Below are 13,736 nucleotides of genomic sequence, written 5' to 3'. Positions count from 1 at the left end.
ACGCCATCCCCGCAACTACCTGGCCTTTCTCGGCCTCGCCGCCGCCCTCTGCTGCTACAAGCGACTCATCCGCCTCACCACATAGGACACGGTCTTAGGGCTCGCACAGAATCAAGGTGTTGCTTCGCGCGCTTAGGACCTCACCCACGCGTGGCATCTGCGTCCTGTCCCACACCAACACGGCCTAGAACGAGATCAGGCACCGCCTTGCCGCAACGCCGGCGGGCCGTCTACTGAACTACCTGCACTTACCGGCACGATCCAGGCCTTCACGAACACCTTAAGACTTCGACACAGCCGACCTCTGCTGGTCTACAGTCAACGCGGTACTCAACGACCTGGCAGCAAGCAACCCTCAATAGACCGGGAGGATCTTGCTGGGGGGCCTCCTCCTCTGCACTCTGCCCTGGTCGGCGAAGTCATCCAGAGGCGCGGGGTCTCGGCGTGGCGCTTCTTCTATCCCGCGGGTTGCGAAATCCGCGGGTACGTAGCCATCTCCTGCGTGCCCTGCTCGAGCTGGAGACGTTCTATAACGAGCATCGGCCGCACCAGGGTCTTGCGAATGCCCGCCCTCTCCACTCGCTGCCCGCTCAGATCGAGGACCCGGACCGGATCGCTCATCTGGACATACGACGGCGGGCGCGACTCGGCGGCACCCTCCACGAGTATCAACATGCCGCCTGACCAGCATGGAGGAGGTATTCGGCAAGCGCAGGGCTCGGGGCCGTCGGCTGGTCGGGTTTTTCGCGGGCATGTACTACGCGCGTCTGCGTCCGGAGGAGGCGGTCGCGGTGGCGCTGCCGGCTGCCCCGCACCGGGTGGGGGGCGGTTGATCCTGCACCGTACTCGGCCGCAGGCGGGCAAACGGTGGACCGACACCAGCGAGTTCCATGATGAGCGGGGGCTCAAGAACCGCCCGCCCAGGGAGACGCGGGTGGTGCGGCTGCCCCGCATCTGGTGGCGACGTGGAGGGAGCATGCCGCCACGTTCGGCACGGCCGACGACGGGCGGCTGTTCGCACTGAGCAGGGCTGGGTCGTCAGCTAGTCCACCTACCACCGCGTCTGGCGCGAGAGCCGCGACCTTGCCCTGTTTCCGGCGCTCGCCCTCACGCCGCTCGCGAAGCGGCCGTACGACCTGCGGCACTCGGCGCTGTGCCCGGACCCGGCTGAGGTCGCCCAGTGGGCTGGAAACAAGCGTCGAGGTCCCCTTGTCCCGGTACGCGAAGTGGCTGTACGACCGCCAGGCCATCAACAACCAGCGCATCGAGGGGCTGTTGAGCGAGTACGACCAGCCACGCGAGCCCGGCGAGCAGGACGAGGAGTAGCCCGTCCGCTCCTCCGGATGCGCAGTGCAGGACGCCAGAGTGCTACCGAACAGACGGGTACGGTCCGTTCGGTCAGGGTGCGCGCCGGCAGTCTGTAATGATTTCTGGTCGGCTACTGCGGCCGGTCGCGCCCCGTGTTGGTGAAGCCCCTCTGCGGTAGGGCACGCCGGACCTGTCGGGCGGGTGAGTTGTTCCGGCTCCGTCATGAAGGTGCGAGATGCGGCAGGCCGAGGGCTGTGACAGCGTCCGCGAGTTCCTTGTCGTAGGTGACGAAGCCGTCCAGCTCTCGGTGCAGGGGGGCGGCCGTGGCCAGGTGGATGGCGTCGAGAGTGCCGAGTCTTTGCACTTCGAAGCCCGCGGCGCGGGCCAGGACGTCGTCGCTGAGGATGATCTGGTCTATCCCGGCGAGCGTGTTGCCGACCAGGAACGGCACGCGTTGCCGGTCGACACCGGCCCGCCGGAAGGTGCGCGCGATCTCGACCCCGGCCAGCTGGGAGGTCACGAGACGACCGTCGACGCCCAGCCCTGCTCGCCAGCTGCGAAGCGCCTGCGTCTCTGCCTCCTGCTGTACGAACTTCAGCAGAGCGCAGGTGTCCATGTAGTAGAGGCTCAACGCGTGCGCTCCCGGTCGCGCTCGGCGATCAGCGCGTCCGACAGCGATGGCAGCTCGGCCAGATCGGTGATCAGCTCGGGCAGCGCACCTGGATTCACTGCACGACGCACCTGGCCGGCCGCCATCAGCTGGTCCAGGGCTGACGTGGGTTCTTCGGCGGGGGACATGCGAATGACAGGCTTGCCGTGCTCAGTGACGACGAGCGTCTCACCTGCACGAACCCTCGCTGTGACTTTAGACGGATGGTGGTTCAGTTCTCCAAGCGGGATGGTCTCCATGCATTAAAGGTACACAAATAATGTACACAATGGCAGGTCGAAGTGAGGCACACGGGCCACCGCCCGCCGTGCATCGACCCGCGCGTCTGCGACGGTCCGCCAGTGATAGCCGTGCACACGTTGCGACCGGACGCGCACAAGGCCGTTCTTGGTGCCTGGGAGCGCTTGGACGTTCCGCTCACCATCGCCGCATGAACGATCCTCCGCCCTGTCCCTTTACAGACAGGGCGAAGGCGCTTACCTGATCAGGGGGGTGTGCGACATCCTCTTCGGGCGGCGCCCAATGACCCTTGCTGTCGAACGGCCAGGGATGGGTGTAGAGATCGCCCTGAAGGAGTTGGCGCAGAGCCTCACGGCTGGCCGGGGGATCCGGCGGAGTTCCCAGCGGCGCGCACAGTGGATCAATCCGGTCTGCGTACGCCTCAGCCCACTGCAGCCACTCCAGCTCCTCCGCCGCAGCGGATGCGCCGTCGGCTCTCGTGCGGGCCGCGCGGCAGAAGGCGCGGATCTCGTCGGCCCGACGCCGTGCCTCCACCTGCTCGACCAGGACATTCGCTCGATGCCGCTCAACTTGTCGCACCCGTGCCTGCGCAACAGCCGCGTACCAGCGGCGTCGCTGCTCGGCCTTGCGGAGTTCCTCTTCCCGCAGCTTTCGTTCGGCCGCCTCGGCACGTTGTTCGAGATCGTGCAGAAGGTGCCCCAGGCGGTACTCCAGCGTCCACCGTGCGCTGTCCCTGTGGGTGTACGAATGCTGGTACCAGCTCTTGGCGGGCGCACCGAGTTCGAGGCGTCCGTTGAACTCGTGGTCGTACTTGGGGATACGCGTCCAAGGATTGCGTAGCTGTTGGCGGATCTCCTGAGTGGTCGGCTCGTGTGACACCTTGGTCGTCTGCTCTGTGATCGCGAGCGGGAGCGCGTGTCCGCGGATGATGATGACCATCTGGTGTTCGGCTTGGCCGCGATGGAGATCGGTCCGGGTCTCCACCTGGTAGCCGCGGCTTTCCGCCTCGGTAAGGAGCGCGTGCATGATCCGCAGGGCACGGTCGGCCTGCTCCCGCGACACGTGCAGAGGGATGACCTCGGGCGTCCCGCGGGTGTCGACTACGGTCGTGGACCTGCCGAGGGCCTTGCACGTGGCACGGACGAGCTGATGGGGACGGCCCAGCACGTCGGGGACGTCGATGGTCGGTACCGGCGGCGGTTGCGCAGCTCTCTGGGCTTCCTCGTCGACCAACGTGAAGACGCAGTCGCCACGCTGCCGTCCGGTCCAGCGCAGCTTGAGCTCTCCTGGCACGTGATCGTGATGGAGCGCGTCGTAGAAGGCCGCCCGCCACCGCCCCCGGGTCTGCGGGCCCGGGTCAGGGACGGTGAGCTTCCAGATGGTCGCGGACTGCAGTCGAGCGATCAGCTCGGCTCCGTCGGTAGGAGCGCGCTCGGCCTGTTCGGCATCACCGGCCAAGCGCTCCTTCTCGGCTTGGATTTCCTTGGGATGCTTGCCGTGTTTGAGGAAATAGCGGCCGTCCGACGTCACCACTGCGACGTGCCCGCTACCGCGCCAGTTCCGCTTGATCAGCCCGCGCTGCTCAAGGGCCCAAGCCGTGTTCGAACTCTTGGGAGCGATGGGCATGGCACTGGACGCTGCACCGATCTGGCGGAGCATGGCACCCTGCTGTTCAGTCAGCGTGTACTTCACGAGCTTCGGCTCCACGTCGATGAGCTGCGGGCAGACCACCAAGGTAGAGCCGATGAATAGGCTCGGAACGCTTCCCGTCGCCCGTTCGGGTTCCCCCACCCGAACCTGGTCGTGTTGAGGTCAGCCAATGGTGTAGGTGGCTTGCCGGGCTCAACCCGTCGAACAGCGTGCCGGGGCTGCTCTTTGGGCTCGGATCGTACGGCGGCAGGTCCTTGCGTTGGCATGCGCTGATTGCGCTGGTCTCAGCACCCTGTGTCGTGGGGGAGCGCCGAGGTAAGCGGGGACAGGGATCTTCATATCAGTGCGCGGGCTTGAACGACTTGGGGCGAGCATTCCGTATGATCGATCAAGAGCGGGGAACGTTTGGATTGCATGGCAAGACGACCGTTGTGGAGTGCCGAGGGCTCGCACTAGGGTCATCGCTGTCGCTCCTGCGACGGGGCAGGTGTGGCAGCACTAGCCTGACCTGAAGACAGGGGCTTGTGCCCGTGACCCGGGCAGCAGTGTCTCAGTTGTGCCTGGTAGGCGGCGTGGATGTGGTGGGTGGTGGCAGCCGCGGCCTGCAGTGCTGGCGTGTTGAGACCATTCCGTGAAAGGTTTCCTACCGGCAGGTAAGTAGGGGGTCGTCTGTGAAGGGCGAGCCTCCTTGAGGCGAGGGCAGAGGTAGCAACATGGCTGTGGCGGCGCGAGGTCCGGCGGAAGCGATCTCCGGAGCGGCGGCGCCTGGCACTCTGTTCCCTCAGGGTGCAGACCTTGGCGTGTTGAACATGTTCGGTATCGATGCCGTAGTTGCATACAGCGAAAACGAGGACGAGATCGAGCGACGTGCTCGCGTCGGCACGCCGGAGCTCACCAATCCTCGGGCGCTGGACCTGCTGATGAACCTTCCACTGGGCGAGCCTGTACCGGTCACTTCGCTGAGCGACACAGAGCGACGCGTGCTGAGGCGGATGCCCGCGGGAACGGTTACGCGGCATGACGACGTCGTCGTGCGCGAAGCAACCCACCCCATCCGAGTCGATCTGGCCGTGGTCCCGGGCAAGGGCTGGGCCTCCGCTAAGGAAAAAGCCGAATGGTTCACACCTTTCTGCGCGCGGGCTGTCTTGATCGACCGGCCTCTGCGGCGTCGAGATGACGCCGTGATGGAGGCAGAGTTCTACGGCATTGGGCTACTCGTCGCGACCAGCAATGACGTTGAGGTTGTTGTCCCGCCTCGCCCCTTCGTTCGGCGTCGGCACACTGTGGCCGGCTGGAGGTTCGTGGAACAGGCGTATAAGCAGCTCTTGGCTCGGTGAGCTGCCTCAGGGCGTGATCGGCAGCGTTGCCCAGGCCTCCAGCGGGTCAGGGACTGCAAAGCCCGCCTTCGAATTTGCCGACAGCCCCAGACGCTGGTTTTCCAGGGCGTAGTGCGCGACGGCTGCGGCACACTTGTCGCGCCACCACGCTTTGCGCTCCAGGCCGGGCTTCCTGCTGGTGATCTCGATGACCCAGGCGCTCCAGGTGCTGATGTTGTGGTCTTCCGACTCGCGCCGCGCTTCGCCGCCCGGATCGTTGAATCGGTCCAGGCCTCGACCGTCACAGACGTCGCAGCTGCACGTTGCTGGCGGGTGATTGGCGTACAGGCGGGCCAGTGACTGGGTGCCCTTGAAGCACATCAGGCTCGGCATCAGCACTGACGGATATTGGGGTCCACCACCGTTGGGGTTGAACAACGCCCGCTCGCCAGGGGGAATGCTGTGCCGACTGGCGCTGTCGGCACCGATACCGGCAAACAGCCCGCCGTGGGCGAGTACGTCCAGTGCGGCCAGATCAGTCCGCAGGAGGGCGACATCAGGTAGCTCGGCTACGACGCGGCGCAGGTTGGCGGGAACACTCTTGGCCTGCTCCATCGGATCGAACTGCCGGAACAGCGTCAAGGCCTTCGGATGCGGGATGCGCTTGCAGACTGCGATCAGCTGGCTGAGGAATTCATCGGTGAGCCAGGCGATGTCGATCGGGAGGTTGACGATTGTGTCTGCCCGCTCTAGGCGTTCGGACTGGCGCATGACCGCCTTGAGCGCCCTGGAGGCTCCCGGGGGAATGTACCCAGTCGGTGTGAGAGCGGCGCTGGCACCGCGGGCCTTCTGCAGCTCAAGCGAGGTGTCGACCGTGTCGAACAGCTCGTTGCCATCCAGCAGAAAGGGTTCATCGGCTGTCGCCGTGTGCGTCTTGTAGGCCGCAGTGTCGATCAGCAGGGCGCCTGTGTAGCCGGAGGCCCGGAGCTGGTAGGCGCGTTCACCCGCCTTCTCCCCGCCCATGACGACGCCGCCGAGGTCATCGTCGAGCGGAGTCCGCATCTGCGGTACGAAGCGGGCGTTCTCATGCAGCAGTACACGCCCCTGTAGCAGCGGCGTGGCCGGTACCGACGCATCGAGGACCCGCAGGGCGGGGGTGCGGCCGGGAAACGGCGAGTTTGCCATTGTCACCTACTTGTTGGTGATTCCGGTGGCCGTGTGGTCACCGGGGCGGAGGAAGGACACGAGTAGATCTCGGTGAACTCCTCGAGTTCCAGGCCGGCTAGGTGGGCTGCCTGGGACAGGTCGAGGTTGTGCTGTTGCCTCAGTCGGGTCACGACCTCGGCAAGGTGACGCGGGGTCTCGAGCTCGAATGGAGCGGGTTCGGTGGTTCGGTAGCCCAGGGCGGACATCTCCACCATGAGCGAGCGGTACTGCCACTCGGTGAGGACGCCGAGTGATTTGGCTCGGCGGGCGAGCGCTGCCATCGAAACCCTCCACCGACCCTTCAGTTCCATCAGCCGCGCCAAGTCCACGCGCGGCCGAAGTTCGGCCACGATGCTCTCGTGCGGCATGAGGAATTCGGCTGCGAATTCATCGGCTTGCTGTTCCTGCAAGCGTCCGTCCCCAGGCTCAGTGTGCATCACGATGTGCCCGAGTTCGTGCGCCAGGCTGAAACGATAACGGTCCGCAGGGGCAGTCGAGTTGAGCAGGACGAGCGGGCGTTCACCGTGCGGCCACTGGCTCACGGCATCCAGCTCACGAGTTTCGAGATCGCGGATCACGAGCAGAGCGCCGGCGGCTTCGAGCACCTCTACCACATTGGAGACAGGGCCCTGCGGGAGCCCCCACTCCAACCGCAGCGACTCCGCGGCATCAGCCGGCGTATCAAAGTCGTCCACCGCGATGTGCCTGAACGCGTGCTTGTCGTCTTCGTGACCCGCTGCCGTCAGGGCATCCACCTGGAGACGGGTAACTGCCAAGGTCGCGTGCACACGCCGCAGTGCCAGTGCGCCCATGGACGCGCGCTTCCGGTGGTGAACGAGACCGACGCCCATCCCGCCACTGTCAGTGGCGCGGCATAGCATCTGGGGCGTGTACCTGAGAGCTGCGGCGAACAGGGCGAGACGCTCGCCCCTCACTGCCAGGCGACCGGCTTCGGCTCGGCTGACATACCCCTGCGACACCGTGTCGTCGGCCGTACGGCATGTCATTTCCCGTGCTACGTCAGCCTGCGTCCAACCACGCGACTCACGGGCCAGCGTCAACATGGCGGGCTGCGCCACCAAGTCGACAATGTCATCCACGACCACACCCACCTCCCGCGCTCAGGCTCGTCAGCGTGCCACCACCATACAACCCAGCGCAGTATACGCAGAAACATACCTCAAAATATTCCACTCATGACGTGCCCACTTTGCTCTCGGTGCAAAGATCGCCTGACGACACGGCTCCGCCCCTGTGCCCATCAGGTCAGACATCCGATCCGTTGTGGGTCGCGACGTTCACGGGCCTGCGGATGCTGCAGTTCGAAGGCTTGTTACGGGTGGTGCGGGAACGGGGCGGCAGCGGTCCTGGCGGCGGGCGGCCGTGGCGCCTGCCGTTGGCAGATCGGGTGCTGCTGGTGGCGGTCTACTACCGCACCAACCTGACCGTGCGACAGCTCGCGCCGCTGTTCGCTGTCTCGCCGGCGACGGTGTGCCGGGTCATCCAGCGGCTGAGGCCCCTCCTCGCCCTTGAGCCCATCTCCCGGCCCGCCGACACTACGGACCGGCTGTGGATCGTGGACGGCACCTTGATCCCGGTCCGCGACCGGAAGATCGGCGCCTCGAGCCGCAACTACCGGTTCTCGGCAAATGTGCAGGTCATCATCAATGCTGGCACCAGGCTGGTCGTGCCCGCCGCTTGCCTGGCCCGGGCAACCGGGCCGATGCCCAGGTCTGGCGGAACTCCGGTCTTGCCCAGCACTGCGACGGCGTCACGGTGCTGGGCGACGGCGCCTACATCAACACAGGCCTGGTCGCCCCGCACCGAAAACGGCCCGGCCGGCCACTCCTCGCGGGTGAGGAGGAAGACAACGCCGAGCACCGTCGGGTCCGTGCCCGCGTCGAGCATGCCGTCGCCCGGATGAAGAACTGCAAGATCCTGCGTGACTGCCGCCAGCGCAGCGGCGACGGCCTCCACCATGCGGTCCAGGCCGTCGCCCACATGCACAACCTCGCCTTGGCAGCATGATCACAGCAGCAGAAGCCCCGGCTTGACCTGCCCGAACACGATCGTCAAGTCCGGTAAGTTTTCGGGAAGTTACTTGCCGCCCGGCATCCCCACGCGGTCCTCACACAGCGCAGCAACAGTGTGCAGACCCGGAGCTGGCGTGCGGCTGCTTACCTGCGACATAAGGGCGAATGTGCCCACTGGCAGTAGCGGGTCTGCGCTGCACGTCCCGGAGTCCGGGATGCGTAACTGCTCTGCGTGGTACGTATTTCACGGGTGGATGGTGCCTGAAGAGAACCAGGTGTGGAGTGTGGGCTCTGCTCCGTCCGGGAGATCGTCGATGAACACCACGGCCAGGCCACGCTGGGCTCGCGAGCAGCAGACGTAGAACAGGTTGCGTGACCGTTCGGTACGGTCGGGCTTGTCGGTGCCGGCGAGCATTTTGCTGATGCTGTACCTGTTCCAGGCGCGGTCGTCGACCACCACTACGACGTTCTCGAATTCGTCACCCTTGACGCCGTGCTGGGTTGAGAACGGGGTGAGTTCGTCGATGAAGTGGGTGACGCTGATGACTTCACGGTAGGACACGGTGCGGAGGTTGTTGGAGAAGTCCGCCCGTCGCTGGTCGCGTTCGTCCAGGTCCGTTGCGGATCTCCGGCGTTCCAGATCCTTGAGTTTTCCCGGCTGGGCGAGGAGATGGCCGTCGGCCATCAGATCGAGCACCTCACCGATGGTGCCGGTGCTGCGTACGGCGTCGAGTGCACGGATCGCGTCACTGATGGCGCGTTTGTTGGCGTGACGGGTGATCCGTGTCCGCCCCTCGTCCAGCAGATCGGTCAGCCCGGCGAAGTCGTTGTCGCGGAACGCGGCGCTGATGGCCTCGATGCGGGTGAGGTACTGGATGTACGGCTCGTTGCGTGCCATGAGGTCGTCGGGACCGTAGCGGCCCAGCTTTCGGTACTGCTCCAGGAGGTTGGCGTACTCCAGGGTGCCGGCTATCCCTCGGTGGGTGAGCAGCAGGTATTTGCTGTTCTCCCGTGTCCAGCCGTTCCGGGCGAGTATTGCTTCGGCGGCGGTGAGTCGCGCAGGGCCGGCCGGGACGCTGCTGTTGAGGAACAAGTGGACCTCGCCGGTCTGCTGCTTGCCGACGGCGTCCTGGGTGAGCTCGGGACGCATCCGGTTGAGCACCTCGACGACCGGAGGCGAGCACCGGTAGTTCTCGTGCTTGGTGATCTCGGTGAGAAGGCCGGGCCGTTTTACCGCGCCGACGCCCGACTCGTAGATCTTCTGCATGGAGTCGCCGAAGAGACCGACCACGCATTTCTCGCGGCCTGCACCGGCCAGGTGGTCCAGCAACAGCTGGATCGTCTTGGGCGAAGTGTCCTGGTACTCGTCGACAAAGATGACCGGGTACTTGCTGGTGATGATGCGTATGAGCTTGGGGTGGGCCGTGACGAGACGGAGCGACAGCGCGATGACGTCGTCGTGGGAGGTGCGCCCCTCGTGCAGCCTGCGCCCGCGGTCGGAATACTCGATGACGGGAGGATCGGTGACATCATCAAGGTCTTCCGGTTTGGACAGGTCCTTGTTGTAGTCGAGGATCTGCTGCCAGAGCTCAAACTGGTAGGGCTGGATGACACTCCACAGGAATTCGTGGATGGTGTCGACGTCGACGAGCGGGTCTGCGGCGATGCGTTCGACGATCTTTTTCTTGGCGACGTTGGTGTAGGTGATGCAGGCGATCCGCCGGCCGTGTGCCTCCAGGTCTACGCGGTGGTGGGTCAGGAGGTGCTGCAGGGCGCGTACCAGGGTGGTCGTCTTGCCGGCGCCGGCCCCTGCTTCGACGAGGAAGCTGCGTCGGGCTTCCAGCTCGGTGGTGACGGCTTCGAGGGTGTCTAGGCGAGCCACTGCAGTCCTTCGGCGATGTAGCGGGGAACGGCCCAGTCTTCCAGGAGCATGACGTCGAAGGCGAAGTCCGTCTTGTGGTCACTGAGTTGCTGTGCGATGTCGTAGGCCTTGGCTTCGATGTCGTCGGCGGTGGGGTCGGCCCCGACCTCCTTGACGAAGGCCGCCTTCAGGGCGAGCTGGCGGAAGCCACGTACGAGGGGTTCTGCGTTGGCGATGATGAAGGCGTCCTCGAAGCTCCGCGCGCAGGCTCCCGAATCCTTCTCCGGGATCTGGTAGGCGACGCGGACGTGTCCTTGCTCTTTGTCGGCCGGGTCGGTGGCGAGCAGCTCGGCGATGCTGGACTTTGCGGGCAGCCAGTTCTTGAGCGTCGCATTCGAGGTGACCGTCGGCCCCTGGCCGGGTGGGCAGGCCTTGCGGTGCTTGGGGCACACGGAGTCGATGTCGGTGATGACGAGGGTCTTGACGTTTAGGAAGGCGAGCAGTTCCCGGAAGCGGACGGCGTAGGCGTCGCCGACTTCGATGACCGATACGTACTGGTGCAGAAGCCCCTTGGCGCACCGCCGGACCATTTCCGGCAGGATCAGCCGTTCCGCGGTGCCCTCGATCAGGATCACCTTGTCGGCGAAGAACATGTCGCACCGGTGCAAGACCATGTACTGGCGCAGGAAGCGCAGGGTCTCGTCACCCTGCGGAGTGGCCTTTACGTTGGCCTCGAAGGTCGAGAGATCCTTGACCGTGAGCTGCGGCTCGGAACGGTCGAAGTAGCGCACCGTGTGGAAGCCGCTGCTGGCGACGATGTGGGAGGAGTGAGTGGTGATGACCACCTGCACCTTCCAGCCCGTCTTACGGTCGATGAAGTCCTGGATGTTCTTGATGAACGTCTCCTGCATCTGGGGATGCAGATGGGCTTCGGGTTCCTCGATGAACAGCACCTGCAGCGCCGGCTTGGGGGTGGTGCGCTCGTAGGTCTGGTGAAAGCTGATGACCTGCAGGATCGTAAAGATCAGCTTGCTGTAGCCCAGCCCGTTGTGACCTTCGGGAAGATGGAAGTCGTCATCCCCGGACGGGTACTGGATGCGGGTACTGCCGCGCAGGATGCCTGAGGCCTCGATGAGGGAGACGATGCGGGGCTTCTGGACCGGGGTGATGGTGCCCACTCCGAAGGTGCGCAGGTCCTCGAAGATCGGGTCGAACAGCGTGGCGTAGTTGTCGTCGAGCTGCTGCGAGGCGGACGCCAGAGCGGTCTCGATCTGCTCGATGCTCTGGTGACGGTCTTCGTTGCCGCTGTTGACCTTGTAGTAGGCCTCGAACGTCTTCGACAGCGTGCGGGCTTTGTCGCTCGGCGTGTCATCCATCTTGGTCTGCGCGTAGACGAACTTGACCGACAGGATGGCCTCGGCGGCGCCGCGCTTGATCTCCTTGCGGACGCTCTCGTTCAAGGCGCTGACCGCGCGATAAGCCGGGGCGAAGTAGTCCGAGAAGTTCTTGCGCAGCCACTTGATGCGATCGAACTGCTCCCGCTGGCTGGCCGACCAGAAGTCCTTGAGGAAGTCGTGCGGGCGGGCCACCTCCAGCGCCGCTTCGATCTTGACCTCGAAGCAGGTGTCGTCCAGGTCGAGGATCACACCCGTGAGCGGCGCGAGGTCGTCGTCTTCCGTGTACTCGATGGTGAGGACCAAGCGGATGGCCGGGACGAGGTCGTAGGCCTTGGCCAGCAGGTCCTCGCTCGTCTCGGAGTCTCCACGGCCGGCATGCGCCTGAGCCTCGCCGAAGATCTGCCGCGCCTGTTCGATGTCGGCGATACGGCAGGTGGAGAAGTCCTCCAGGACGAACCTCGTGTCCTCCTCACCGAAGAACTTCTCGAAGAGATTGACGAACGACGTCTTGCCGCTGTTGTTGCGCCCAACGATGAGAGTGGCCTTCGGGTCAACTCGGACGTCCACCCTCTCCAGGGCGCGAAAGTTGATCACTTCGGCATGCGTCAGCTGCATCTCACTCCCGACATCGTCCCCAACCCCGCTCCCGGGACGGCATACGCGTGCGACTACCGAGAGTCAGAGCAGTATCTGATACGGAAGGGGGCAGAGTTGCCTACTTGACTCAAAGTGATCAGAGGTGTGGCGGGTTGGATCTGTTTCGGTCGTTGCTGATCGGTCATCCAGTCGAACCTCACACACCACCAGGATGGTGCTGTCCCCCGTGCTCGCGCCGTCTTCCCTAGCACAGCGCCCCCAGGGGCCAGGCAAGGGAAAAGATCACGCAGGGGCTCGTCCCCCACACGCTGCGGCCCAAATGCGCTGATCGTTGACGGGCTGCGGCCGCCGGATTCGCGGGCGGACCTGACGCACGGCCAGGCGATCGAGGTACTGGTGGCGAAAGAACTGACCGCTCCCGCGCCGCTGTTCCGCGTCAGGGACTGGGCATACTCGTGTGAGGCCGTCAAGGGTCTTGGTGGAGGCCGATGCGTGTCCCGGCTGGTGCATTGACGGGTCTCATCGGTGTCCTGCTCGGGGCTTCGGCGATCAGCGGCGTTGTCGCGTCCGGCCGGTGGCAGCAAAATGTCTCCTCAGGGACACCGCCGGAACTCGAAGATGTCCATGGCGAGACGCCGCTGCGATTTCGGCGGCACATCTGACGCGCCGCGAGCTGTGCAAAGACGGCCGCTCAGTGTTGATGGCCTTGTCTGACCTTGTACACCGCGAGTCGTGCAGGATCGGCCAGGCCTCAGCGCAGACGATGTCCTCGTCGTCCAGTCACATCCCGGTGTGCCGGCCCTCGGGCCGCCATCGGGTGTGGCTCGGCCCACGGCGTCGTTCGCGGTCGCGCGGGACGGTGCAGATCTCATGGGCCGAACGGCGGGCGAGGAGCGTCCGTGAGTCGGTCTGGTGGAGGGGCCTTTCGAGGATGGGCGGCGTGCTGCGGAGCCGATGCGCGTGCTCAAGATCAGTCAGGAGCTGGGCGAGGTCGCGGAGGCCCTTCACGGCGCGGCGGCCCTGGAGCACCAGCTCCACGGCCGCGCGCCGGATGAGATCACCGGCGGCCGGGGACGTCCGGCTCCTCCAGGTCCTCACGATCAACGGGGATATGAGGGAAGTCGCCATAACGGGGCACGGGGCACGGGTCCGCGTAGTGAGGCAGTCGAGGTCGCGCACACGTGGGAGGACATGGAAGCGCGCCTCGGCTGGCTCATCCTGACGGGCGCCGCGCTGGACGACCTCACAGGGTGCTGCCTGGGACAGGGTGGACGAACGGCTGCGTTTCCTCGTGGAGAGGGTCGCAGCCTACGCCGGACATGAACCTCAGATGACCCGTTCCACCCTCTGTACGGAAGGGGCCGCACGTCTCGGGGGGGCCCCTCCCATCCACTCCCCCACTTGTCCCTACACCGCCCTACCAAGGGATCGCCCCCCTCCCCCGCGGCGGAGTAGCAG

General features: G+C 65.3%; 9 protein-coding genes and 1 pseudogene. 2 read left to right on the top strand and 8 right to left on the bottom strand.

All coding sequences use genetic code 11. From position 1 onward, the window contains the following. Positions 1 to 1,528 precede the first annotated feature (1,528 nt). From AC069T_RS35390 to AC069T_RS35380, 3 genes are all read right to left on the bottom strand, one after another. The gene (locus AC069T_RS35390; RefSeq protein ID WP_478786636.1) at positions 1,529 to 1,939 is read right to left on the bottom strand and encodes a type II toxin-antitoxin system VapC family toxin; all 411 of its coding nucleotides are present in this window, start codon (positions 1,937 to 1,939) and stop codon (positions 1,529 to 1,531) included. Continuing rightward, positions 1,936 to 2,217 (bottom strand): type II toxin-antitoxin system Phd/YefM family antitoxin, encoded by a 282-nt coding sequence (locus tag AC069T_RS35385; protein ID WP_478786635.1) that lies wholly within the window; start codon positions 2,215 to 2,217, stop codon positions 1,936 to 1,938. The genes AC069T_RS35390 and AC069T_RS35385 overlap by 4 nt, the downstream gene beginning before the upstream one ends. Positions 2,218 to 2,395: 178 nt before the next feature. After that, positions 2,396 to 3,910, bottom strand: a complete 1,515-nt coding sequence (locus AC069T_RS35380) for a hypothetical protein (protein ID WP_478786634.1) — start codon at positions 3,908 to 3,910, stop codon at positions 2,396 to 2,398. Positions 3,911 to 4,581: 671 nt separating this feature from the next. Here AC069T_RS35380 and AC069T_RS35375 point away from each other — a divergent pair. Continuing rightward, positions 4,582 to 5,205: a hypothetical protein gene (locus tag AC069T_RS35375; RefSeq protein WP_478786633.1), complete on the top strand. Its 624-nt coding sequence runs from the start codon at positions 4,582 to 4,584 to the stop codon at positions 5,203 to 5,205. A 6-nt stretch (positions 5,206 to 5,211) separates the two neighbouring features. Here AC069T_RS35375 and AC069T_RS35370 read toward each other — a convergent pair whose 3' ends face one another. Both AC069T_RS35370 and AC069T_RS35365 read right to left on the bottom strand, forming a co-directional pair. Then, positions 5,212 to 6,369, bottom strand: a complete 1,158-nt coding sequence (locus AC069T_RS35370) for a hypothetical protein (protein ID WP_478786632.1) — start codon at positions 6,367 to 6,369, stop codon at positions 5,212 to 5,214. Between the two features lie 2 nt (positions 6,370 to 6,371). Beyond that, a complete protein-coding gene (locus AC069T_RS35365; RefSeq protein WP_478786631.1) occupies positions 6,372 to 7,490 on the bottom strand; it encodes an ImmA/IrrE family metallo-endopeptidase in 1,119 nt (372 codons plus the stop codon). A gap of 212 nt (positions 7,491 to 7,702) precedes the next feature. On the opposite strand from AC069T_RS35365, the pseudogene AC069T_RS35360 reads away from it, so the two are divergent. Beyond that, a pseudogene (locus tag AC069T_RS35360) lies at positions 7,703 to 8,418 on the top strand (transposase family protein). Positions 8,419 to 8,667: 249 nt separating this feature from the next. On the opposite strand, the gene AC069T_RS35355 reads toward AC069T_RS35360, so the two are convergent. The 3 genes from AC069T_RS35355 to AC069T_RS35345 form a co-directional block, all read right to left on the bottom strand. Further along, positions 8,668 to 10,305 (bottom strand): UvrD-helicase domain-containing protein, encoded by a 1,638-nt coding sequence (locus tag AC069T_RS35355; protein WP_478786630.1) that lies wholly within the window; start codon positions 10,303 to 10,305, stop codon positions 8,668 to 8,670. Next, the gene (locus AC069T_RS35350) at positions 10,293 to 12,296 is read right to left on the bottom strand and encodes an ATP-dependent nuclease (protein ID WP_451199080.1); all 2,004 of its coding nucleotides are present in this window, start codon (positions 12,294 to 12,296) and stop codon (positions 10,293 to 10,295) included. The genes AC069T_RS35355 and AC069T_RS35350 overlap by 13 nt, the downstream gene beginning before the upstream one ends. 762 nt (positions 12,297 to 13,058) lie before the next feature. After that, positions 13,059 to 13,376 carry a hypothetical protein gene (locus AC069T_RS35345; protein ID WP_478786629.1) on the bottom strand — a complete coding sequence of 106 codons (318 nt, stop codon included), beginning with the start codon at positions 13,374 to 13,376 and terminating at the stop codon, positions 13,059 to 13,061. Positions 13,377 to 13,736 lie beyond the last annotated feature (360 nt).

The organism is Streptomyces sp. NPDC043867 (genome assembly GCF_056435845.1).
The sequence above is the reverse complement of the archived record's forward strand: the minus strand, read 5'-3'. Positions and strand labels throughout refer to the sequence as shown.